This window comes from Streptomyces sp. NPDC002588 (assembly GCF_040295925.1).
Lineage (GTDB): Bacteria > Actinomycetota > Actinomycetes > Streptomycetales > Streptomycetaceae > Streptomyces.
In genome coordinates, this window is sequence record NZ_JBEOWF010000015.1 from 195,375 (window position 1) to 217,635 (window position 22,261).

At 70.3% G+C, this 22,261-nt stretch carries 23 protein-coding genes; 12 read left to right on the top strand and 11 right to left on the bottom strand.

The features are described 5' to 3' along the window. The first annotated feature begins 5 nt into the window (after nt 1-5). Together ABT057_RS19535 and ABT057_RS19540 are read left to right on the top strand one after the other, a co-directional pair. Nucleotides 6-419 carry a VOC family protein gene (locus ABT057_RS19535; protein ID WP_352344310.1) on the top strand — a complete coding sequence of 138 codons (414 nt, stop codon included), beginning with the start codon at nt 6-8 and terminating at the stop codon, nt 417-419. Then, on the top strand, nt 416-1,168 hold the full coding sequence (locus ABT057_RS19540; protein ID WP_352344311.1) for a VOC family protein: 753 nt from the start codon (nt 416-418) through the stop codon (nt 1,166-1,168). The genes ABT057_RS19535 and ABT057_RS19540 overlap by 4 nt, the downstream gene beginning before the upstream one ends. 10 nt (nt 1,169-1,178) lie before the next feature. Here ABT057_RS19540 and ABT057_RS19545 read toward each other — a convergent pair whose 3' ends face one another. The 4 genes from ABT057_RS19545 to ABT057_RS19560 form a co-directional block, all read right to left on the bottom strand. Continuing rightward, the gene (locus tag ABT057_RS19545; RefSeq protein WP_352344312.1) at nt 1,179-1,517 is read right to left on the bottom strand and encodes a DUF952 domain-containing protein; all 339 of its coding nucleotides are present in this window, start codon (nt 1,515-1,517) and stop codon (nt 1,179-1,181) included. 9 nt (nt 1,518-1,526) lie between these two features. After that, nucleotides 1,527-1,763, bottom strand: coding sequence for a hypothetical protein (locus ABT057_RS19550; protein WP_352344313.1), 237 nt, complete (start codon nt 1,761-1,763; stop codon nt 1,527-1,529). A 124-nt stretch (nt 1,764-1,887) separates the two neighbouring features. Then, the gene (locus tag ABT057_RS19555; RefSeq protein WP_352344339.1) at nt 1,888-2,946 is read right to left on the bottom strand and encodes a family 2 encapsulin nanocompartment cargo protein polyprenyl transferase; all 1,059 of its coding nucleotides are present in this window, start codon (nt 2,944-2,946) and stop codon (nt 1,888-1,890) included. A 44-nt stretch (nt 2,947-2,990) separates the two neighbouring features. After that, the gene (locus tag ABT057_RS19560; protein ID WP_352344314.1) at nt 2,991-4,397 is read right to left on the bottom strand and encodes a family 2B encapsulin nanocompartment shell protein; all 1,407 of its coding nucleotides are present in this window, start codon (nt 4,395-4,397) and stop codon (nt 2,991-2,993) included. Nucleotides 4,398-4,568: 171 nt separating this feature from the next. Between ABT057_RS19560 and ABT057_RS19565 the strand changes: the two genes are divergently transcribed. After that, nucleotides 4,569-5,459: a 1-aminocyclopropane-1-carboxylate deaminase/D-cysteine desulfhydrase gene (locus ABT057_RS19565; RefSeq protein ID WP_352344315.1), complete on the top strand. Its 891-nt coding sequence runs from the start codon at nt 4,569-4,571 to the stop codon at nt 5,457-5,459. A gap of 6 nt (nt 5,460-5,465) precedes the next feature. On the opposite strand, the gene ABT057_RS19570 is transcribed toward ABT057_RS19565, so the two are convergent. Further along, the gene (locus ABT057_RS19570) at nt 5,466-7,061 is read right to left on the bottom strand and encodes a Na+/H+ antiporter (protein WP_352344316.1); all 1,596 of its coding nucleotides are present in this window, start codon (nt 7,059-7,061) and stop codon (nt 5,466-5,468) included. Between the two features lie 58 nt (nt 7,062-7,119). Here ABT057_RS19570 and ABT057_RS19575 point away from each other — a divergent pair, with 58 nt between their 5' ends. The 3 genes from ABT057_RS19575 (at nt 7,120) to ABT057_RS19585 (ending at nt 9,221) form a co-directional block, all read left to right on the top strand. Then, nucleotides 7,120-7,380 carry a UBP-type zinc finger domain-containing protein gene (locus ABT057_RS19575; RefSeq protein WP_352344317.1) on the top strand — a complete coding sequence of 87 codons (261 nt, stop codon included), beginning with the start codon at nt 7,120-7,122 and terminating at the stop codon, nt 7,378-7,380. Between the two features lie 291 nt (nt 7,381-7,671). Continuing rightward, the gene (locus ABT057_RS19580) at nt 7,672-8,085 is read left to right on the top strand and encodes an ATP-binding protein (RefSeq protein WP_004925829.1); all 414 of its coding nucleotides are present in this window, start codon (nt 7,672-7,674) and stop codon (nt 8,083-8,085) included. Continuing rightward, nucleotides 8,082-9,221: a SigB/SigF/SigG family RNA polymerase sigma factor gene (locus ABT057_RS19585; RefSeq protein ID WP_352344318.1), complete on the top strand. Its 1,140-nt coding sequence runs from the start codon at nt 8,082-8,084 to the stop codon at nt 9,219-9,221. The genes ABT057_RS19580 and ABT057_RS19585 overlap by 4 nt, the downstream gene beginning before the upstream one ends. An 11-nt stretch (nt 9,222-9,232) precedes the next feature. Here ABT057_RS19585 and ABT057_RS19590 read toward each other — a convergent pair whose 3' ends face one another. Then, nucleotides 9,233-9,688 carry a hypothetical protein gene (locus ABT057_RS19590; RefSeq protein ID WP_352344319.1) on the bottom strand — a complete coding sequence of 152 codons (456 nt, stop codon included), beginning with the start codon at nt 9,686-9,688 and terminating at the stop codon, nt 9,233-9,235. Nucleotides 9,689-9,804: 116 nt separating this feature from the next. On the opposite strand from ABT057_RS19590, the gene ABT057_RS19595 reads away from it, so the two are divergent. Continuing rightward, the gene (locus ABT057_RS19595) at nt 9,805-10,773 is read left to right on the top strand and encodes a diacylglycerol/lipid kinase family protein (protein WP_352344320.1); all 969 of its coding nucleotides are present in this window, start codon (nt 9,805-9,807) and stop codon (nt 10,771-10,773) included. Between the two features lie 320 nt (nt 10,774-11,093). Beyond that, nucleotides 11,094-11,351 carry a WhiB family transcriptional regulator gene (locus tag ABT057_RS19600; RefSeq protein WP_006142322.1) on the top strand — a complete coding sequence of 86 codons (258 nt, stop codon included), beginning with the start codon at nt 11,094-11,096 and terminating at the stop codon, nt 11,349-11,351. Nucleotides 11,352-11,562: 211 nt separating this feature from the next. Here the strand turns inward: ABT057_RS19600 and ABT057_RS19605 are convergent, their stop codons facing one another. Then, the gene (locus ABT057_RS19605; protein ID WP_352344340.1) at nt 11,563-13,029 is read right to left on the bottom strand and encodes a sensor histidine kinase; all 1,467 of its coding nucleotides are present in this window, start codon (nt 13,027-13,029) and stop codon (nt 11,563-11,565) included. Between the two features lie 418 nt (nt 13,030-13,447). Between ABT057_RS19605 and nagB the strand changes: the two genes are divergently transcribed. Next, nucleotides 13,448-14,233 carry a glucosamine-6-phosphate deaminase gene (gene nagB, locus ABT057_RS19610; protein ID WP_352344321.1) on the top strand — a complete coding sequence of 262 codons (786 nt, stop codon included), beginning with the start codon at nt 13,448-13,450 and terminating at the stop codon, nt 14,231-14,233. Nucleotides 14,234-14,360: 127 nt separating this feature from the next. Here nagB and ABT057_RS19615 read toward each other — a convergent pair whose 3' ends face one another. The 4 genes from ABT057_RS19615 to ABT057_RS19630 all read right to left on the bottom strand — a co-directional run bounded on the left by ABT057_RS19615 (nt 14,361) and on the right by ABT057_RS19630 (nt 19,054). Continuing rightward, entirely contained in the window at nt 14,361-15,845 is a 1,485-nt protein-coding gene (locus ABT057_RS19615; protein WP_352344322.1) for a glycoside hydrolase family 3 protein, read from the bottom strand. An 8-nt stretch (nt 15,846-15,853) separates the two neighbouring features. Further along, nucleotides 15,854-16,699, bottom strand: coding sequence for a carbohydrate ABC transporter permease (locus ABT057_RS19620; RefSeq protein ID WP_352344323.1), 846 nt, complete (start codon nt 16,697-16,699; stop codon nt 15,854-15,856). Continuing rightward, nucleotides 16,696-17,685, bottom strand: coding sequence for a carbohydrate ABC transporter permease (locus ABT057_RS19625; protein WP_352344324.1), 990 nt, complete (start codon nt 17,683-17,685; stop codon nt 16,696-16,698). Before ABT057_RS19625 ends, ABT057_RS19620 begins: the two co-directional genes overlap by 4 nt. Before the next feature lie 88 nt (nt 17,686-17,773). Further along, entirely contained in the window at nt 17,774-19,054 is a 1,281-nt protein-coding gene (locus tag ABT057_RS19630; RefSeq protein ID WP_352344325.1) for an extracellular solute-binding protein, read from the bottom strand. Between the two features lie 356 nt (nt 19,055-19,410). Between ABT057_RS19630 and ABT057_RS19635 the strand changes: the two genes are divergently transcribed. The 3 genes from ABT057_RS19635 to mctP all read left to right on the top strand — a co-directional run bounded on the left by ABT057_RS19635 (nt 19,411) and on the right by mctP (nt 22,172). Then, nucleotides 19,411-20,175 carry a GntR family transcriptional regulator gene (locus ABT057_RS19635; RefSeq protein WP_352344326.1) on the top strand — a complete coding sequence of 255 codons (765 nt, stop codon included), beginning with the start codon at nt 19,411-19,413 and terminating at the stop codon, nt 20,173-20,175. A gap of 156 nt (nt 20,176-20,331) precedes the next feature. Then, nucleotides 20,332-20,565 carry a DUF3311 domain-containing protein gene (locus tag ABT057_RS19640; protein WP_502973943.1) on the top strand — a complete coding sequence of 78 codons (234 nt, stop codon included), beginning with the start codon at nt 20,332-20,334 and terminating at the stop codon, nt 20,563-20,565. After that, nucleotides 20,562-22,172: a monocarboxylate uptake permease MctP gene (gene mctP / locus ABT057_RS19645; protein ID WP_352344328.1), complete on the top strand. Its 1,611-nt coding sequence runs from the start codon at nt 20,562-20,564 to the stop codon at nt 22,170-22,172. Before ABT057_RS19640 ends, mctP begins: the two co-directional genes overlap by 4 nt. Nucleotides 22,173-22,261: the final 89 nt, after the last annotated feature.

Consider the following 22,261-nt stretch of genomic DNA (forward strand, 5'->3'; position numbering starts at 1 on the left):
GCCTCATGGACCTGAAACTCCGCCAGTGCTTCATCGCCGTCGACGACCACGACAAGGCCCTGCACTTCTACGTCGAGGTCCTCGGCCTCGAGGTGCGGAACGACGTCTCCTACGAGGGCATGCGGTGGCTGACCGTCGGGTCGCCGCTGCAGCCGGACGTGGAGATCGTGCTGGAGCCGCCGGCCGCGAGCCCGGACTTCTCCCAGGCCGACCGGGACGCCGTGGCCCGGCTGCTCGCCAAGGGTGTGCTGCGCGGAGTCATCTTCACCACCACCGACTGCGACGCCCTGCACGAGCGGGTGCGGGAGGCCGGCGTCGAGGTGGTCCAGGAGCCGATGGACCAGCCGTACGGCGTGCGTGACTGCGCGTTCCGGGATCCCGCGGGGAACATGCTGCGGTTCATGGAGCGGGCCGCGTGAGCGTGCCCGCCGTACGGTGGGCCTACTCCTTCGTCGACCGGCCCGCCGAGCACTTCGCGCGGGCCTGCGCGTTCTGGACGGCCGTCACGGACACGTCCCTGTCGGAGCCGCGGGGTGAGCGGGAGGAGTTCGTCACCCTGCTGGCGAAGGACGCCGACGCCTGTGTGAAGGTCCAGGGGGTCGCGGGCGGCGCGGGCGGCGCGCATCTCGATCTCGCCGTGGCGGACGTTCCCGGGCTGGTCGGGGCGGCGCTGAAACTGGGTGCGGAGACGGCGGCCGAGCACGACGGGTGGGCCGTGCTGCGCTCCCCCGCCGGACAGCTGTTCTGCGCGGTGCCGTGGCAGGGCGAGTCCGTCCGGCCGCCGGTGGCCGGGGGCAGCCGTCTGGACCAGGTGTGCGTGGACGTCCCGCGGTCCGCCTACGACGCGGAGGTCGCGTTCTGGACCGGGCTGCTGCCCGACTGGGCGTCGCGGCCCGGCTCCCGGCCCGAGTTCCACGTGCTCGCGCCCCCGCCCGGGCTGCCGGTCCGGATCCTGCTCCAGCGGCTGGACGAGGGAGACACGGTCCGCGCCCACCTCGATCTGGCCTGCGGCACCGGCATCGGCTCCGTGCGCGCCCGGCACGAGCGGCTCGGCGCCGAGCCGGTCGCCGAGGCCTCGCACTGGACGGTCATGCGCGACCCGGCGGGCGGCCTGTACTGCCTGACCGCACGCGACCCGGAGACCGGCGGACTGCCGGCGGCGTCCTGACCGACGGCGGTCACGGCCGCCAGGGCTCCACCCCCACCACGGCGTCCACCGGGATCGGCCCGTACACGTGCGGGAACTCCTCGCCACCGGGCTCCACGGCCTCGTACTTCAGCGGTACGTCGAGGCGGGCGGGGTCGACGACGAGGACGACCAGGTCGTCGGGCCCGTCGTAGGAGCCGTAGAGGAAGGCGGCGATCCTGGGGAGCTGGGCGCGGGTGGAGCAGTGGATGAAGCCCTCCTGCTCGAGGGTGCGGCCGCGGGTGGACCACGCGTAGGCGCCCTCTTCGCGGGCCGCCGCCCAGAGCGGGCCTTCGGTGATGTGCAGGACGTGCTGGAGGGCTTCGGTCATGGGATCACGCTAGCCGGTGCCACTGGGCTCCGATCGGGCGCCCGGCTCCTCCCCGGCCCGCGCGGGGGCGCTCTCCTTGGGCTTGGACCGCACGGGGGTGCTCTCCTCGACATGGGCCTCGCAGTCGGGGTTGTGGCAGGGGCCCGGGCCCCAGCGCGGCACCCAGGCGCCCAGGGTCTTGTGACGCCGGACGACGGACTGTACGGGCTGCCCACAGACGGGACAGACACGCTGTTCTCTGTCCATGGCATCAGAGTAGGGCGGCCGGGCCGTGAGCGCTCCCCCCGGTACGGAGGACGTGTACAAGGTCCGGCCCCGCGCACCGTGGGGATGCGCGGGACCCGCCCGCCGGTTCCTCCCGGTGCGGCGCTCAGTTGCTGCGCCGGGTCACGAACTCCGCCAGGGACAGCAGGCCGCCCGCCGACTCGGGGTCCGGGATCGCCCGGGCCAGTTCGTCCATCGCGCGGGACATCCGGTCGGCCGCCTGGTCCTGGGCCCAGGCGCGGCCGCCGGCCCGCTCGACGGCCAGCGCGGTGCGGTCCAGATCGTCCGGTGCGAACGGCCTCCCGTACAGCTCGGCGAGTTCCCCAGCGGCGGGGGTGCCGGAGGAGAGGGCGGCGACCACCGGCAGCGACTTCTTGCGGGCGGCGAGATCCGCGCCGGCCGGCTTGCCGGTGTGCCGTGGATCGCCCCATATGCCGATGACGTCGTCGATGAGCTGGAAGGCGAGCCCGGACTCGCGGCCGAACGCGTCCAGCGCGTCGACCCGTCCCCGCTCCGCGCCCGCGTACAGCCCGCCGACCGCGCACGCGCACCCGATGAGGGCGCCGGTCTTCGCCTCCGCCATCACGAGCACCTCGTCGAGGGTGACCTCGGCGGGGCCGCGTTTCTCCAGGGCGGTGTCGGCCTGCTGTCCCTCACAGAGTTCGATCACACAGGCCGCGACCCGGGCGGCGGCCGCCGCGGACGCCGGGTGCGGGTCGGCGGCGAGTATGCCGAGGGCCAGCGCCTGGAGGGCGTCCCCGGCGAGGATCGCGTCGGCGTCGCCGAACACGGTCCAGGCGGTGGGGCGGTGCCGGCGGGTGGTGTCCCGGTCCATCACGTCGTCGTGCAACAGCGTGAAGTTGTGGATCAGTTCGACCGCCGCGGCCGCCCGGACGGCCGCCCCGCGCGCCGCCGGGCCGCCGAGCGCGGCGGCCGCGGCGAGGACGAGCGCGGGACGGATCGCCTTTCCCGCGTTGCCCGCGGCCGGGGTGCCGTCCGCGTGCTCCCAGCCGAAGTGGTACCGCGCGATCCGGCGCATCGAGGCGGGCAACGAGTCGACCGCGGCCCGCAGTTCGGGGTCGACGCAGGCCCTGGTGCGCTCCAGGATCACCGTCGCCTCCTGCCCGTCGGGCGCCCCGGCCCCGCTCCCCGTACGGCCAGGAATCGGCCTCCGCCTTTCGCGCGTCCCCTGCGGCCTGGTGGCGGAGGTCACCGCCAGCGGCCGATCTCGACGTTCTCCAGCACGCCCAGCGCGTCCGGCACCAGGACCGCCGCCGAGTAGTAGGCGGTCACGAGGTAGTTGATGACGGCCTGTTCGTTGATGCCCATGAACCGCACGGACAGGCTCGGCTCGATCTCGTCCGGGATGCCGGACTGGCGCAGGCCGATGACGCCCTGGTCCTGCTCGCCGAGACGCATCGCGATGATCGAGCTGGTGCGGGCCTCGGTGACCGGGATCTTGTTGCACGGGTAGATCGGCACCCCGCGCCAGGTGGGGATCCGGTTGCCGCCGACTTCGATGCTCTCGGGGACCAGCCCGCGCTTGTTCAGCTCGCGGCCGATCGCGGAGATCGCGCGCGGGTGGGCGAGGAGCATCTTGGTGCCGCGCCGCCTGCTGAGCAGCTCGTCCAGGTCGTCGGGGCCGGGCACGCCGTCGTGCGGCTGGAGCCGCTGGTCGTACTCGCAGTTGTGGAGCAGCCCGAACTCCCGGTTGTTGACCAGCTCGTGCTCCTGGCGCTCCTTGATCGCCTCGACCGTCAGCCGCAGCTGCTGCTCGGTCTGGTTCATGGGCTGGTTGTAGAGGTCGGCCACGCGCGAGTGGATGCGCAGGACGGTCTGGGCGATGCTCAGTTCGTACTCGCGCGGGCGCGCGTCGTAGTCCACGAAGGTGTGCGGGATGTCCGGCTCGCCGGCGTGGCCCGCGGCCAGGTCGACGGCCTTCTCGCCGTACTTGTTGGTGCGCTGCTCGGGGACGGCGCGCAGCCGCTGGAGGTGCTCGCGCAGGGTGTCGGAGCGCTCGGCGATCTGCTCGAGGTCCTGGCGGGCCAGGACCAGCACGGTCGCCGCCGTGGCCGAGCGGGCGGTGTACTCCCAGATGGCGTCGGCGTCGAGCAGCGCCTGGTCGCCGAAGTAGGCGCCGTCGGCGAGGACCCCGAGCACCTGGTCGTCGCCGTAGGGGCCGGTGCCGACCTTCTCGACCCGGCCGTGGGCCAGCAGATAGACCTCGTCGGTCTGGTTGCCGAAGGAGGCGATGACCTCGCCCGCGGCGAACTCGCGCTGCCGGCAGCGCCGGGCGAGTTCGGCGAGCACCTCCTCGTCCTCGTAGGAGCGCAGCGCGGGCAGTTCGCCCAGCTCGGCCGGGATCACCTCGACGCTGTCGCCGGTCTTGACGAACGTGATGCGACCGTCCCCGACCGCGTACGTCAGCCGCCTGTTGACCCGGTAGGTACCGCCCTGTACGTCCACCCAGGGCAGGGTTCGCAGCAGCCAGCGGGAGCTGATCTCCTGCATCTGGGGCGCGGACTTGGTCGTGGTGGCCAGGTTCCGCGCGGCCGCGGTGCCGAGACTCTGCTGCGGCTTGCCCGACTGCGTGCGGACCTCTTCGCCTACCGACATGAGTGATGCCCTCCCGAAATATGCACGGGCGCCGACATGCGCCGGTGCACTGGTACGCGAGCAAGCCTTCCATCACGGTGTGTGCTCGTGCTATTACCCGAAAGAGCGGGAATGGATCATCGCGGGCTGGGCAGAGGGGCGTTCCCGCGACCGGCGTTCGACAATGATCCGATGAACGACCTGCGCCCCCGCCTGCCCTCCCCCCTCCGGGAAGCGGCCGACGACCGGTTCGAGCGGCACGGAATACGGCTGCTGCTGAAGCGGGACGACCTGATCCATCCACGGCTGACGGGCAACAAGTGGCGCAAGCTGGTGCCCAACCTGGAGGCGGCGGGCGGCCGGACGGTCCTCACCTTCGGCGGCGCCTACTCCAACCATCTGCGCGCCACGGCGGCCGCCGGACGGCTGCTGGACCTGCCGACGGTGGGCGTGGTGCGCGGCGACGAGCTGGCCGGCCGGCCCCTGAACCCGTCGCTGGCCCGGTGCGCGGCCGACGGCATGCGCCTGCACTTCGTCGACCGCGCGACCTACCGCCGCAAGGCCGACCCGGACACCCTCGCGGCCGTCCTGCGGAGCGCGGCCGCCGAGAACGCGTACGTCGTCCCCGAGGGCGGCAGCAACACGCTCGCCGTCCGCGGCTGCCGGTCGCTCGGCGAGGAGCTGCGCGGGCACGGCGGTGTCGACGTGGCCGCCCTGGCCTGCGGTACCGGCGGCACCCTCGCGGGCCTGGCCGCCGGGCTCGGCCCCGGGCAGCGGGCACTGGGCATACCGGTCCTCAAGGGGGGCTTCCTGGGCGAGGAGATACGGGCCCTGCAGGAGGAGGCGTTCGGAGGCCGGCGGGGCGAGTGGCGGCTCGACGAACGCTTCCACTTCGGCGGGTACGCCCGGGTCCCGCCCGAACTCGACGCGTTCGCGGAGGACTTCGAGCGCCGACACGGGCTGCCGGTCGAGCGTCTCTATGTCGCCAAGTTGCTCTACGGACTTGTCGCCCTCGCCGAGGAGGGGGCCTTCCCGCGCGGGACGACGGTCGCGGCCGTGGTCACCGGACGTCCTTTCCCGTGATCCGCCTCAGCCCGCCTCCCGGTAGGCCGCCGCCTCCTCCAGGTCCAGGCGGCGCAGCAGTGTGCGCAGCATCTCGTCGTCGATGTGGCGGGCGTCGCGCAGACGCACGAACATCGCGCGCTCCTCGCCGATCATCTCGCGGGAGAGCCGGCGGTAGGTGTCGTCGACGGTCTCGCCGGTGACCGGGTTGGCCTGGCCGAGGCGTTCCCAGACGGCGTTGCGGCGACGCTCCAGGACCTGGCGCAGCCGGTCGGCGAGCGGTGGGGGCAGGGCGTTGCGTTCGTCGGCGAGGAGGGCGTCCAGGCGTTCCTCGGCGACCCGGGAGGCCTGCGCCTGGGCGTTGGCCTCGGCGAGGGTGGCGGCCTGCGCGTCGGGGCCGGGGAACTTCAGCAGGCGGATCAGCGGGGGCAGGGTCAGGCCCTGGACGACCAGGGTGCCGATGACCGTGGTGAAGGTCAGGAAGAGGATCAGGTTGCGGTGCGGGAACGGCTCGTGCCCCTCCACGGTGAGCGGGATGGAGAAGGCGATGGCCAGCGAGACCACACCGCGCATCCCGGCCCAGGCGACGACGAAGGGGCCCCGCCAGGTCGGGTTCTCCTCACGCGCGCGGATGCGTGCCGAGACGATCCGGGGCAGGAAGGTCGCCGGGTACACCCAGAGGAAGCGGGCCGCGACGACCACGAGGAAGACGGCGAGCGCGTACCAGGCGGCGTCCACACCCTCGTACGCGCCGAGGCCCTTGAGGACCACCGGCAGCTGGAGGCCGATCAGGGCGAAGACGGCGGACTCCAGGACGAAGGCGACCATCTTCCACACCGCGTCCTCCTGGAGACGGGTGGCGAAGTCGACCTCCCAGGCGCGGTGGCCGAGGTAGAGCGCGACGACGACCACGGCGAGGACGCCGGAGGCGTGGAACTGTTCGGCCGTCGCGTACGCGACGAACGGGATCAGCAGGGAGAGCGTGTTCTGGAGGAGGGGCTCCTTCAGGTGGGTGCGCAGCCAGTGCAGCGGGGCCATGAGGATCAGGCCCGTGGCCACCCCGCCGACCGCCGCGACCAGGAACTCCTCGATGCCGCCCGCCCAGGACGCGCCCTCGCCGACGACGACCGCGAGGGCCACCTTGTAGGCGGTGATCGCGGTGGCGTCGTTCAGCAGGGACTCGCCCTGGAGGATGGTGGTGATCCGCGACGGCAGGCCGACCCGGCGGGCCACCGCGGTCGCCGCGACCGCGTCCGGCGGCGCCACCACCGCGCCCAGCACGAGTGCCGCGGTCAGCGGCAGCCCGGGCACGAGCAGGTAGGCCGCCCAGCCGACGACGAGCGTCGAGAACAGCACGTACCCGACCGACAGCAGCGCCACAGGCCGCAGCTGGGCGCGCAGGTCCAGGTAGGAGCTGTCGGTGGCCGAGGTGTACAGCAGCGGGGGCAGCAGCAGCGGCAGGACGACGTCCGGTTCCAGGGTGTAGTCCGGGACCCCGGGCACGTACGACACCGCCAGGCCGGCCGCGACCAGCAGCAGGGGGGCCGGCACCGGGGTGCGCCGGGCCGCCGCCGCGATCGCCGCACTGCCCGCCACCAGCAACAGCAGTGGCATCACGTCCATGTCTCGTCGCCTCGTTTTTCCGCGCGGTCGTCCGCACACCCGTCGTAATGTGGCAATCATGAAACAGTGCACGCACGCCGACGCGCTGCCAGATCCGGAACCCGTCCCGCTCGGCGAGACGTGTCCGGAGTGCCTGCGGGACGGCACCCACCCGGTGCAGCTGCGGTTGTGCCTGACGTGTGGCCACGTGGGCTGCTGCGACTCCTCGCCGAGCCGGCACGCGGCGGCGCACCACCGGGACACCGGTCATCCCGTGATGCGGACCTTCGAACCGGGCGAGAACTGGCGCTGGTGCTTTGTCGATCATGTCCTGGTGTGAACTTCTGAGGAGGTACGGACGTTCTACTACCGAGACGGTCCGGCCGTCCTGCGGGTACGGTTCGACCATCTGACGCCTGGGTACGTCAACCCGGCGCGCCCTCTTCCCTTTTGGGCCCGCAGACCCCTAGACACGGAGCGTGTTCACAGCTTTACTGTGAGTGACGCAAGGGGTTGGGGTCCCGGGGACAGAAAAGTCGAGAGCGCGATAGCGTCACCGCTGCACCACAGACGCGTTACCCCGGGGGGCGACCCTCGGCCCCGAAAAGCTTGTACCACCTTGGAGGTGAGGGTGTCCCAGATCGCAGGCGAGCCCGCGACCCAGGACTTCGTGGAAGTCCGGCTGCCGGCTGCGGGTGCCTACCTGTCGGTGCTGCGGACGGCCACGGCCGGCCTCGCAGCCCGTTTGGACTTCACCCTGGACGAGATCGAGGACCTGCGCATCGCGGTGGACGAGGCCTGCGCGATCCTGCTTCAGCAGGCCGTGCCCGGCTCGGTGCTCAGTTGTGTCTTCCGACTCGTCGACGACTCGCTCGAGGTCACCGTCTCGGCGCCGACCACCGACGGCCACGCCCCTTCACGGGACACCTTCGCCTGGACCGTGCTGTCCGCCCTCGCGGGCAAGGTCTCCTCCGCCGTCGACGAGGACAAAACCGTTTCGATCAGCCTCTACAAACAGCGCGGCGCGGGACCCGGGCCGGCGTGAGGAACGGGGACGGGCCGGTGCGGGACGAAGAGCGCGGCACACGGGAGCTGCCGGCCGAGAAGAACTCTGTCTCTCCGGGCGGTTCCCGACGCATGACGGCGGACGGTATCGACGGCATTCCCGAGCAGGCCCGGCCGCATCCGGAGGATGACACCGGGCGGCGGGACCTGGATGCCGTGCAGGACTCGCCCCGGGAGGGGCGGATCGGGGGCTCCCCCGGCCGGGCTGAGGACAGGGCTCGACAGAGGGCGACGGGCGGGACGATGAGCGAGCACGAGCGAGACGACGAACACAGCGTGCCCGGCACGCAGCACGAACCCCGTGACCAGCAAGAACTCCGGGCCCAGCCAGCACCCCGGAATCAGCACGAGGTGCGGGACCACAGCGACCGTAGCGGGGCGCGGGCGATGTTCGTCGAGCTGCGCGGACTGAGGGACGGCAGCCCCGAGTACGCGGAGCTGCGCAACAAGCTGGTCCGGATGCACCTGCCGCTCGTCGAGCACCTGGCGCGCCGCTTCCGCAACCGCGGCGAGCCGCTGGACGACCTCACACAGGTCGCCACCATCGGCCTGATCAAGTCGGTCGACCGCTTCGACCCGGACCGCGGCGTCGAGTTCTCGACGTACGCGACCCCGACGGTCGTCGGCGAGATCAAGCGGCACTTCCGGGACAAGGGCTGGGCGGTGCGCGTCCCGCGCAGGCTCCAGGAGCTGCGCCTCGCGCTCACCACGGCGACCGCGGAGCTCTCGCAGCAGCACGGCCGCTCCCCCACGGTCCACGAGCTGGCCGAGAAGCTGGCCATCTCGGAGGAAGAGGTCCTGGAGGGCCTGGAGTCGGCCAACGCGTACTCCACGCTGTCCCTGGACGTCCCCGACACCGACGACGAATCGCCGGCGGTCGCCGACACCCTGGGTGCGGAGGACGAGGCGCTGGAGGGCGTCGAGTACCGGGAGTCGCTCAAGCCGCTCCTGGAGGATCTCCCGCCGCGCGAGAAGCGGATCCTGCTGCTGCGCTTCTTCGGCAACATGACCCAGTCGCAGATCGCGCAGGAGGTCGGGATCTCCCAGATGCACGTGTCCCGGCTGCTGGCCAGGACACTGGCCCAGCTGCGGGAGAAGCTCCTCGTCGAGGAGTAGCCCGCCCGGGACTACTTCTGCGCGTTGCCGGGCCCCCGGATCCCGAGGGCCCGGGTCGTCTCCCCGTTGACGAGCAGGACGAGCGCGGCGACGGCGACGGCCGCGAGGGCGATGCCCGCCGGGATCGCCATGCTGTCGGCCTGGAGCAGGTTGTAGGCGACCGGCAGTGCCATGAGCTGGGTGATGACGGCGGGCCCCCGGCTCCAGCCGCGCTGCCCCAGCAGCCCGCGCGCGGCCAGCAGCGGCAGCAGCGCGAGCACCATGAGGGTCACGCCTCCGGTGACGGCCTGCTGACGGTCGTCCGGGTCGCCGGTGATCCCCAGGAGCAGGATCCACACCCCGCCGACGAGCAGCGCCAGCCCCTCCAGGCCGACGAGCGCGGCGGCGTACGTCAGCCTTCGCGGCCGCGGGCCCGCGGTGTCCGGGGCGGTGGTTTCCGGGGCGAGGGGGCTCTGCTCACTGCTCACCCCTGAAGGGTAGCTCCGCACGTCCCGGGGCCCGTGTCGAGGCTCACGTCCGATCTCTTACCGGTTCCCCACCTCGGCCTGTGCCCGGGTACCACCCAGTAGGTACGCTGCAACCCATGCGTGCACTCCTTGTGGTCAACCCGGCGGCAACCACCACCAGTGCACGGACGCGCGACGTCCTCATCCACGCGCTCGCCAGCGAGATGAAGCTGGAGGCCGTCACCACCGAGTACCGCGGGCACGCGCGCGACCTGGGCAGACAGGCGGCGGACAGCGGAAACGTGGACCTGGTGGTGGCCCTCGGCGGGGACGGCACGGTCAACGAGGTGGTCAACGGCCTGTTGCACGCCGGCCCCGAGCCGGAGCGGCTGCCCGGTCTGGCGGTGGTTCCCGGCGGGTCCACCAACGTCTTCGCCCGCGCCCTCGGTCTGCCCAACGATCCCGTGGAGGCCACCGGCGCCCTCCTGGACGCCCTGCGCGAGAGACGCGAGCGCACCGTCGGCCTGGGTCTCGCCGCCGGCACCCCGGGCACGGAGGACGAATCGGTGCGGTCGCGCTGGTTCACCTTCAACGCCGGGCTCGGTTTCGACGCGGGGGTCGTCGGCCGGGTCGAACAGCACCGGGAGCGGGGCCGGAAGTCCACCCACGCCCTCTATCTCCGGCAGGCCGTGCGCCAGTTGCTGGGCGAGTCGGACCGCCGGCACGGATCGATCACCCTGGAGCGGCCGGGCCAGGATCCGGTGACCGATTTGGTGCTGTCCATAGTCTGCAACACGGCTCCGTGGACCTATCTGGGCAATCGCCCGGTGTACGCGTCGCCTAAGGCCTCGTTCGATACCGGCCTCGACGTACTCGGTCTCAGCCGTCTGTCCACCGCCGCGGTTGCCCGGTATGGCACCCAGTTGCTCACTTCGTCCCCGGAGCGGGGCCCGCACGGCAAGCACGTGCACTCCTTCCATGACCTGGACCAGTTCACCTTGCATTCGAAGGTCCCCCTGCCCCTCCAGATGGACGGCGACCACCTCGGGCTGCGTACGAGCGTGACGTTCACAGGCGTACGCCGTGCACTGCGTGTGATTGTGTGAGCAGAAAGGGCTGAAGTCCTTTCACTCGAACGTTTAGGCCAGGATCCACCCCATGGAAGTACGGCTGTGACCTAGTCGACACCGAGGAATCAAAAAAAACTTTCCGGTAGGGGTTGTATCCGTCGCTGAGGTTTGCGAGTCTCTACGTGGCGATCGGGACGGCCCGCAAGACCGGCCTCCACTGATCACCAGAACCCCTCTTCAATCCACAGGACCACGCCGGCGAGTCTGGCGACTTGGCCCTTCACTTGTTGAGGGATTCGTGAAAGCGTTCACATTCACAAGCAATCTGCATGTAATACCAAGGAGAGGTAGCAGCCATGGACTGGCGTCACAACGCCGTTTGCCGCGAGGAAGACCCCGAGCTCTTCTTCCCCATCGGCAACACCGGTCCTGCGCTGCTGCAGATCGAGGAAGCCAAGGCCGTCTGCCGTCGCTGCCCCGTCATGGATCAGTGTCTGCAGTGGGCGCTCGAGTCCGGCCAGGACTCCGGCGTCTGGGGTGGTCTCAGCGAGGACGAGCGCCGTGCCATGAAGCGCCGCGCCGCCCGCAACCGGGCCCGTCAGGCCTCCGCCTGACAACACCCGCCCCGCAAACAGCCTGAGCTTGGCGGCGCGTACAGCGAGTACGCATCTCCCGCCCCCGAGCCGCAGCGCGCAGTACCCCCGATGCGCAGCTAATCGCTGGCAACGAGCATTCGAGCCCCGGACCCCTGAACGGTCCGGGGCTTCTTGCTGTGCCGACAGGGCCTCACCCGGGTCTTACTTCGGCGTTCCCACTTCTGCGGTGCTACTTCTGCGCCGGCACCGGGATGTCCAGGATCACCTGCGTACCGCGCTGCGGCGCCGGAACCATGTCGAAGGTTCCGCCCAACTCGCCCTCGACCAGCGTCCGCACGATCTGCAGGCCGAGGTTTCCCGAGGTGTGCGGGTCGAAGCCCTCGGGCAGGCCCACCCCGTCGTCCTGGACGGTGACCAGCAGCCGCGCCTCCTTCGTGGTACCACCGCGCACCGCCGTGACCTCGACCGTGCCGGTGTCGCCCTCCCGGAAGCCGTGCTCCAGGGCGTTCTGGAGGATCTCGGTGAGGACCATGGAGAGCGGGGTGGCGACCTCCGCGTCCAGGATGCCGAAGCGTCCGCTGCGCCGGCCGGCGACCTTGCCCGGCGAGATCTCCGCGACCATCGCGAGGACGCGGTCGGCGATCTCGTCGAACTCCACGCGCTCGTCCAGGTTCTGAGACAGCGTCTCATGCACGATGGCGATCGAGCCGACCCGGCGGACCGCCTCCTCCAGGGCCTCCCGGCCGCGCTCGGACTCGATGCGGCGGGCCTGGAGGCGGAGCAGCGCGGCGACCGTCTGGAGGTTGTTCTTCACCCGGTGGTGGATCTCCCGGATGGTGGCGTCCTTGGTGATCAACTCGCGCTCGCGGCGGCGCAGTTCGGTGACGTCCCGGAGCAGGACGAGTGAACCGATCCGGGTGCCCTTGGGCTTGAGCGGGATCGTACGGAACTGGATGACCCCGTCCTTGGCCTCGATCTCGAACTCGCGGGGCGCCCAGCCGCTGGCGACCTTGGCGAGCGCCTCGTCCACCGGACCCCGGGTGGGGGCGAGTTCGGCGGTGGTGTGGCCGAGGTGGTGGCCGACCAGGTCGGAGGCGAGACCGAGGCGATGGTAGGCGGAGAGCGCGTTCGGGGAGGCGTACTGGACGATGCCGTCGCCGTCGACGCGGATCAGGCCGTCGCCGACGCGCGGGGCGGCGTCCATGTCCATCTGCTGGTTCGGGAAGGGAAAGGATCCGGCCGCGATCATCTGCGCGAGGTCGGAGGCGCTCTGGAGGTAGGTCAGCTCCAGCCGGCTCGGGGTGCGCACGGTGAGGAGGTTGGTGTTGCGGGCGATGACACCGAGGACGCGGCCCTCGCGCCGTACGGGGATGGACTCCACGCGGACGGGGACCTCTTCGCGCCACTCCGGGTCGCCCTCGCGCACGATCCGGCCCTCGTCGAGGGCGGCGTCGAGGAGCGGGCGGCGGCCGCGCGGGACGAGGTGGCCGACCATGTCGTCCTGGTAGGAGGTCGGGCCGGTGTTGGGGCGCATCTGGGCCACGGAGACGTAGCGGGTGCCGTCGCTGGTGGGGACCCACAGGACCAGGTCGGCGAAGGAGAGGTCGGAGAGCAGCTGCCACTCCGAGACCAGCAGGTGGAGCCACTCGAGGTCGGAGTCGTCGAGTGCGGTGTGCTGGCGTACGAGTTCGTTCATGGAGGGCACGCTGCGAGCGTACCCGGGCAGGGGGAGGTGTCCGAAAAACACCCGCGGGCCGCGGCGCCTGGGAGGGACCCTCAACCCTCCCGGCACCGCAGCCCGGAGCAATCTCGGCCGCGGGGTGTGCGGTCCCGTCGGCCGATCGGTGAGGAGCCGGGGCAGTCAGGGCAGAGAGCTCCGGACCCTCGGTCCGCCTTCCTGTGCGGGGAAGACGGAAGTTTTCTCGCGGTGTTCTCGCACGATCCATTGTGGACTAGACCACAAGGCGTGTCCATGCCCCACCGTTCATAACGAAGCCTAGCCGCTGCGGGTTCCTCCACGGAGTGAGATGCGGGGGGCAATTTCACCGAGCTCTGTTAGATTGGTCTAAACCACACAGCACAGAACGTCACACAGCGCAGAACGGTAGGCCAGCGTGGAAGTTGTCATCGTTCCGGACGCCAAATCGGGTGGCGAGCTCATCGCCGAGGCCATGGCGGGGCTCCTGCGAAGCAAGCCCGACGCCCTGATCGGTGTGGCCACCGGCTCCACTCCCCTGCCCATCTACCAGGCACTGGCGGCCAGGGTGCGCGCCGGTGAGGTGGACACCTCGCGCGCCCGCATCGCCCAGCTCGACGAATACGTGGGGCTGCCCGCGGCGCACCCCGAGTCCTATCGCTCGGTGCTGCGGCGCGAGGTGCTCGAGCCGCTGGGCATCGGCATGGATTCGTTCCTCGGACCCGACGGCACGGCAGAGGACATACGGGCGGCGTCCGAGGCGTACGACGCGGCACTCGCCGCGGCCGGCGGAGTGGACCTCCAGTTGCTCGGCATCGGCACCGACGGACACATCGGGTTCAACGAGCCGTGCTCGTCGCTGCGCTCGCGGACCCGCATCAAGACGTTGACCGAGCAGACCCGGGTGGACAACGCGCGGTTCTTCGACGGGGACATCGAGCAGGTTCCGCACCACGTCATCACTCAGGGCATCGGCACGATCCTGGAGGCGCGGCATCTGGTGCTGCTCGCCACCGGCGAGGGCAAGGCGGACGCGGTCGCGGCGACCGTCGAGGGGCCCGTCGCCGCGGTGTGCCCCGCCTCCGCGCTCCAGCTCCACCCGCACGCCACGGTCGTCGTGGACGAGGCCGCCGCGTCCAAGCTGAAGCTCGCGGAGTACTTCCGGCACACGTACGCCAACAAGCCGGAGTGGCAGGGCATCTAGTGCCGCGGCACTAGAAACCAGATCCTTTCCGTACGACCACCTGCCTACGGCTCCCTGCCCACGGCTCCGTACGACGACAAAGGCGCCGGTCTCCCCGAAGGGACCGGCGCCTTTCGCGTCGTGCGGGCTACTTGCCCGCGATGATCTCCGCCGCCGCGCGGCCGCAGACGCGGGCCGCGCCGTGCGTCGCGATGTGCAGGGCTCCGCGGGACACCGCCTGGGGGACGCCCATCTCGACCACGATCGTGTCCGGACGGGCCGCCAGGAAGGTGTCAAGAGCCGCCGCCATCCAGGGATGCCGGTGCTCGTCACGGACCACGGCGACGATCCGCCGGTCCCCCGCGGCGGCCAGCGCCGCCCGCCCCGCGTCCGCGCCCGCGAAGCTGCCGGTCTGCGTTCCGGGCAGCAGCCGGGCCAGCTCGGCGGCCACACCCCACGGGGTCTCGGGGCCGACGGCGATGTTGGCGACGGGCGTGAAGGCCGCGACGTAGGGGGCCTCGGTGAGCGGGGCGAAGGTGTCCGCGCCGGTGACCCGGAGGGCGCGGCGGGCGGCGGCCAGGCCGATGTCCGGGTCGACCCGCTCGCCGGTGCCGGTGGGATCCGTCGCCGTCCAGGCGGCCAGTTCCCGTACGCGCCGGGCCGCGTCCGCGAGGCGTTCCTCCGGGAGTTCGCCGGTGCGGACGGCCGTCACCAGGGCGTCGCGCAGTGAGCGAATCGTTTCGTCATCGTTGAGGCCGCCGCCCACGCAGATGGCGTCCGCGCCCGCGGCGATCGCGAGGACACTGCCCCGCTCGATGCCGTACACCGCGGCGACGGCCTGCATCTCGATGCCGTCGGTGACGATCAGGCCCTCGTAGCCGAGGTCTCGGCGGAGAAGGTCCGTGAGGATGGGGCGGGAGAGCGTCGCCGGATGGGCCGCGTCCAGGGCCGGGACCAGGATGTGCGCACTCATGATCGCCCTGCTGCCGGCGCCGATGGCCGCGCGGAAGGGGATCAGCTCGCGCTCCGCCAGGACCGCGGCCGGGGCGTCGATGCGCGGGAGCGCGTGGTGGGAGTCGACGGCGGTGTCGCCGTGGCCCGGGAAGTGCTTGGTGCAGGCCGCCACGCCCGCCGCCTGCATACCGGTGACGTAGGCGGCGGTGTGCCGGGCGACCAGGCCGGGGTCGGCGCCGAAGGAGCGGACGCCGATGACCGGGTTCGCCGGGTTGGAGTTCACGTCCGCCGACGGTGCCCAGTTGAGGTTCACCCCGCACTCGCGCAGGCGGCGGCCGAGCTCGTACGCCACGTCCCGGGTGAGGTCCGCGTCGTCCACCGCGCCGAGGGCGTGGTTGCCGGGGAAGCTGGAGCCGGTGCGCACCTCCAGGCGGGTGACGTCTCCGCCCTCCTCGTCGATCGCGACCAGGACGTCGTCCCGCTCGGCGCGCAACTGCGCGGTGAGGGAGGAGAGTTGCGCTGCGGAGGTGATGTTGCGGCCGAACAGGCCGACCGAGGCCAGGCCCTCGCCGAGGCGGCGCAGCAGCCAGTCGGGGGCGGTGGTGCCGGGGAAGCCGGGCTGGAGGACCGTGAGCGCGTCACGCGTGAGCGTGTCCGTGCTGGGGGCGATTGTCGTCATCGGGGGCGTCATCCCTTCACGGCGCCCGCGGTCAGACCCGCGGCCATCTTGCGCTGGACGAGGAGGAACAGGGCGACGATCGGCACGGCCATCATCGTGGCGCCGGCCATCATCGGGGCGTACTCGGTGCCGTGCTTGGTGGTGAAGTTGCCGAGCCAGACGGTCGCGGTCTGGTTCTTCTGGCTCATCAGCATCAGGGCGTACAGGTACTCGTTCCAGGCCTGGATGAAGCCGTAGACCGAGGTGGCGACCATCCCCGGAGCGAGGAGCGGGAAGACGACCCGGACGAAGGCCCCGGTGCGGGAACAGCCGTCGACCATCGCCGCCTCCTCCAGCTCCCTCGGGATGTTGACGATGAAGCCGCGCAGGGTCCACACCGTGAACGGGAGGATGAAAGTCAGGTAGGTGATGATCAGGCCGGAGAGCTTGTCGTACTGGTCCAGGTCGTTCAGGAGCAGGAAGACCGGGATGATCATGGCGACCAGCGGGACCATCTGGACCGCGAGGATGCCCACGATCACGATCTTGCGGCCGCGGAAGACGAACCGGGAGATGGCGAGGGCGGCCAGCATGCCGACGACGATGCCGATCACGACGACCGCGAGGGAGACGATCAGGCTGCGGCCGACCGGACCCCAGAAGTCGGCGATGTCCAGCGCGCGGCTGAAGTTGGCGAGGGTGAAACCGGTCGGCAGCAGGCTCGGGTCCGGGTCGATCGCGTCCTTCGCCGGCTTGAACGCCGTGTTGAGCATCCAGTAGACGGGGAAGCCGACGACGAGGAAGACGAGGAGACCGAGGAGGTTCCAGCCGAGCTTCGTCCGCCTCGGAGCGGAAACCGTACTCACGCTGCTCATTCGACCTCTCCGATCTTCAGCATCTGACGCATGTAGACGGCGACCACACCGAGCAGCAGCAGCACGGTGATCAGGGCGATCGCCGAGCCCTGCCCGTAGTCGTTGACGACGAAGGCGCGGTCGTAGGAGTACGTCGTCAGCAGCTGGAACTCGGGCTCCGGGTGGCCGCCCCGCATCACGAAGACCTGCGGGAAGACGCCCATGTCCCAGATCACCGAAAGGGTCGTGAGCATCACGATGATCGGCTTGAGGATGGGCAGGGTGACGTACCGGAAGACGCCCCAGGAGCCGGCGCCGTCGAGGCGGGCGGCCTCCTCCAGTTCGGCCGGGACCTGGGTGAGGCCGGCGCTGAGGGTGATGACCACGAAGGGGACCGCGCCCCAGATCACCAGCAGCATGATGACGGCCAGGCCCTGCGGTCCGCTCGCGAACCAGTTGTGGCCGACCAGTTCGACGCCGGGCAGCTTGCTCAGGACCGCGTTGAGGATGCCGTAGTCGGAGTCGAACAGCCACTTGAAGACGGTGGTGGCGACGACGACCGGCATGCCCCAGCTGGCCACGAGCGCGATGTTGATGAGGATCTTCACCCAGCCGGAGACCCGCTGGAGCAGCAGGGCGACCAGCATGCCGAGGACCATGGTGAGGATCACGCAGCCGGCCGCGAAGACGATGGTGCGGACGACGACCTGCCAGAACTCCCCGTCCCCCAGCACTCCCGAGAAGTTGTCGAAGCCGACGGACTCGGCCGGCTGGAAGCCCCACAGCTGGGACTGGCCGAACTTCTGGAAGGAGAGGGTGACCAGGCGGACCAGCGGATAGCCCATGACCAGGCCGAGGATCAGCAGGCAGGGCGCGAGCAGCAGCCAGGGGGTTCCGGCGGACGAACGTCTCGCGCGTGGCCGGCCGCCGGGTGCGGCGGGCGGCGGTGGGGGTGCCGGCCGCGTGGGCGGCGTCTTGGCAGGGGTGGTCGTGTCTGCGGCACTCATCCGCGCGCTCCTCAGCGGTCCCTCGGGTCGTACGGGAGGCGGGGCCCCGCCCTGTGGCAAAGCCGGTGGGCGGGGCCCCGCCTTCAGGTCACTTGGTGTTGATGACCTTGTCGATCGCGGCGTCCGCTTCCTTCGCGGCGTCCTCGACCGACTTCTTGCCGGTGCCGATGCTCTGCAGCATGTTCTGCAGGACCTGGGCCTTCTCGACCTGGCCCCAGCCGGGCGCCATCGGGACGAACCAGTTGGACTCGGCCGCGGTGGCCGGGACGGCCGTCGCCGGGTCGCTCTTGAGGGTCGCGAGGTCGGTCTTGTTGTTCGGCAGGTTGCCCTTGGCCATCAGGCCCTTCTGACCGGAGGGGCCGGTGAACGCGTTGATCCACTCGGCGGCGAGGTCCTGCGCGTCCGACTTCACCGGGACGGCGAGGTCGGATCCGCCCAGGAAGACCGGCATGTTCTTGCCGGACGGGCCGGGCATCACGAAGTTCTCGAGGTTGTCGGCGAGCTTGCCGGTCTTGTCGTTCTCCTTCGCCGCGGCGGTCGCGCCCTCCCAGGCCGCGCCGAAGATCATGCCGGACTTGCCCTGGCCGTAGACGATGTACCGGTCGGACTCGTCCTTGGTCTTGTCGCCGTGCATGTACTTGCCGATGACGGTCTTGAACTCGTTCAGGCCCTTGATGGACTCGGGCGAGGAGAGGTTGCCCTTCCACTGACCGCCGGACTCGACGGCGATCGAGCCGCCGGCGTCGTAGACGAAGGACATGGCCGCGTACCAGTCACGGGTGGGCTGGTACCAGGCGGAGAACTTGTCGCCCTCCTTCTTCTGGACCTTGTCGAGGGCCGCGGTCAGCTCGGCGTAGGTCTTGGGGGTGGACTTCACGCCGACCGAGGCGAACAGGTCCTTGCGCCAGTTGCCCACGCGGCCGCCGGCGTAGTACGGGACGCCGTAGGTCTTGCCGTCGTAGGTCACCGAGGCCTTGAGGCCGTCGAGCCAGGCGGAGGAGTTGGTGAACTTCGAGGCGTCCAAGGGGGCGAAGGCGCCCTTGACCATGTAGCCGAGCATCTCGGTGTTGCCCATCTCGACCACGTCCGGCACCTTGTCGGTGGCGAGGACGGCGTCGAGCTTGGCGTTCTTGTCCGGCCAGCCGTAGTACTCGTGGGTGATCTTCAGACCGGGGTGCTTCTTCACCAGTGCGGCGTCGGCCGCCTTCACCAGCTGGGGCCAGTTGTTCTGGGCGTCGACGGTCAGCCAGACCGTCAGTTCCTTCGCCTCGGAACCCTTCGAGTCCCCGCTGCCCTTGTTGTCTCCGCACGCCGCGATGGACACCATGATGCCCGCGATACCGATCGCGGCTATCAGCTTGCGCTTCACGCCACCCTCCTCAGGGATGCCACAAACCCCCCTGCCTCCCCGCGGTGCACGTGGGGCCGGGCCTGGACCAATGGTGTAGACCAGTGCGCAGAGCTTGGCTCAGACCAATAAGCCTGTCAAGAGTGGTTGAAACCGCTTTGACCAGCCGTTATGTGACCTATATATGCAGGAACCTTTAAGTAAGAAACCGTCGAAAACATCAATGCCGGAAGCCGCGGGTCCGGTAGACCACTTGCCAGGTTGGACTAGACCAGCAACAGTTGCGACGGTATACAGAGGGGATCACGGAACACCGGGGCACCGAGCGACGTCTCCGTGCCACGATGTGACCCGCATCCGAGCCGGGAAGGCAGGCCATGAGCACCGACGTCAGCAGTGCGGAGAACGAGGGTGGGGCGACCGTCCGTACCGCGCGCGTGCCCAAGTACTACCGCCTGAAGAAGCACCTGCTCGACATGACGGAGACTCAGGCGCCGGGCACGCCGGTACCGCCGGAACGCACGCTCGCCGCCGAGTTCGACACCTCGCGCACGACCGTCCGCCAGGCCCTCCAGGAACTCGTCGTCGAAGGCCGGCTGGAACGCATCCAGGGCAAGGGCACGTTCGTCGCCAAGCCGAAGGTCTCCCAGGCGCTCCAGCTCACCTCGTACACCGAGGACATGCGCGCCCAGGGCCTCGAACCCACCTCGCAACTCCTGGACGTCGGCTACATCACCGCCGACGACACCCTCGCCGGCCTGCTCGACATCACCGCCGGCGGACGCGTACTGCGCATCGAGCGCCTGCGGATGGCCAACGCCGAGCCGATGGCGATCGAGACGACCCATCTGAGCGCCAAGCGCTTCCCGGCCCTGCGCCGGTCGCTGGTCAAGTACACGTCCCTCTACACCGCCCTCGCCGAGGTGTACGACGTCCATCTCGCCGAGGCCGAGGAGACCATCGAGACCTCGCTCGCCACCCCGCGCGAGGCCGGCCTGCTCGGCACCGACGTCGGTCTGCCGATGCTGATGCTCTCCCGGCACTCGCTGGACAAGGACGGCCAGCCGGTGGAGTGGGTGCGGTCGGTGTACCGGGGCGACCGCTACAAGTTCGTGGCACGGCTGAAGCGGCCCACCGAGTAGAGGGACCCGAGTAGAGAGTCTGCGGAGGGTCTTCCGCTGCGCTTACCCGTCACTTACATTGCCTGCGCATTACAACAAAAGATCAAGGCGATCAGTGAGGGGACGGAGCCGCCGATGTCAGACACCCCCGACACCCCGGAAGTGACCGGGGAGCCGATGGTGACGCCTGTGCGCGTCGTCATCGCCCTGTGCCTGCTCGCGCCCTTCGTGGCGATGCTGTGGGTGGGTTCGTACGCGAAGGTGGATCCGGCGTTCATCGGGATCCCCTTCTTCTACTGGTACCAGATGCTGTGGGTGCTGCTGTCGACCGCGCTCACGATGGTGGCGTACCAACTGTGGCAGCGTGACCAGCGCGCCCGCGGCACCGCGAAGGGCGGTGCGGCGAAGTGAAGGACGGCGTGAACGGCGTGGCCCTCGCCGTCTTCATCTTCTTCTTCCTGGCCGTGACGGCCGTGGGCTTCCTGGCGGCGCGCTGGCGCAAGGCCGAGAACGAACACAGCCTCGACGAATGGGGCCTGGGCGGCCGGTCGTTCGGCACCTGGATCACCTGGTTCCTGCTCGGCGGCGACCTCTACACGGCGTACACCTTCGTCGCCGTACCCGCGGCGGTCTACGCGGCGGGCGCGGCCGGCTTCTTCGCGGTGCCCTACACGATCCTGGTGTACCCACTGATCTTCACGTTCCTGCCCCGCCTGTGGTCGGTCTCCCACAAGCACGGGTACGTGACGACCTCGGACTTCGTGCGCGGGCGCTGGGGCTCGAAGGGCCTGTCGCTGGCGGTGGCGCTCACCGGGATCCTCGCGACGATGCCGTACATCGCGCTCCAGCTGGTCGGTATCCAGGCGGTCCTCGACGTCATGGGTGTGGGCGGCGGCGAGAACACCAACTGGTTCGTGAAGGACCTGCCGCTGCTGATCGCGTTCGGCGTGCTGGCCGCGTACACCTACTCGTCCGGCCTGCGCGCCCCCGCGCTGATCGCGTTCGTGAAGGACACGCTGATCTACATCGTCATCGCGGTGGCGATCATCTACATCCCCATCAAGCTCGGCGGGTTCGACGAGATCTTCACCAAGGCGAGCGCGAAGTACGCCGACGCGGGAGCGGGCGGTCTGGTCCCGGCCCCGGCCGGGCAGTGGACGTACGCCACGCTGGCCCTCGGCTCCGCGCTGGCCCTCTTCATGTACCCGCACTCGATCACCGCGACGCTCTCCTCCAAGAGCCGAGAGGTGATCCGCCGCAACACCACGATCCTGCCGCTGTACTCCCTGATGCTCGGTCTGCTGGCCCTGCTGGGCTTCATGGCGATCGCGGCCGGGGTGAAGGTCACCAACGGACAGCTGGCGATCCCCCAGCTGTTCGAGAACATGTTCCCGGACTGGTTCGCGGGCGTGGCCTTCGCGGCGATCGGCATCGGCGCGCTCGTCCCGGCGGCGATCATGTCGATCGCGGCCGCGAATCTCTTCACCCGCAACGTCTACAAGGACTTCATCAAACCGGACGCCACCCCGGAGCAGGAGACCAAGGTCTCCAAGCTGGTGTCGCTCCTGGTGAAGGTGGGCGCGCTGGTCTTCGTCCTCACCATGGACAAGACGGTCGCCATCAACTTCCAGCTGCTGGGCGGCATCTGGATCCTGCAGACCTTCCCGGCCCTGGTCGGCGGCCTGTTCACCCGCTGGTTCCACCGCTGGGCGCTGCTGGCCGGCTGGGCGGTCGGCATGGTCTACGGCACGGTCGCCGCGTACGGCGTGGCCTCGCCGACGCAGAAGCACTTCGGCGGCTCGTCGAAGGAGATCCCCGGCATCGGGGAGATCGGCTACATCGGCCTGACGGCGTTCGTCCTGAACGTCGTCGTGACCGTGGTCCTCACCTTCGCCCTGCGGGCGGCCAAGGCCCCCGAGGGCGTGGACGAGACCAGCCCGCGGGACTACACGGCGGACGCGGGCGACCCGGGCGTGGCCGTGGAACTGCCCCCGGCGACCGCGGGCACGTCCCACTAGGGCGTGTTTCGAAAGTAGCGTCGTCTGCCCGAAGGGCAGGCCTGGCGGCGTCTGGTGCGTGCGATCGCAAGGCGGAGGGTCGCCCCGAT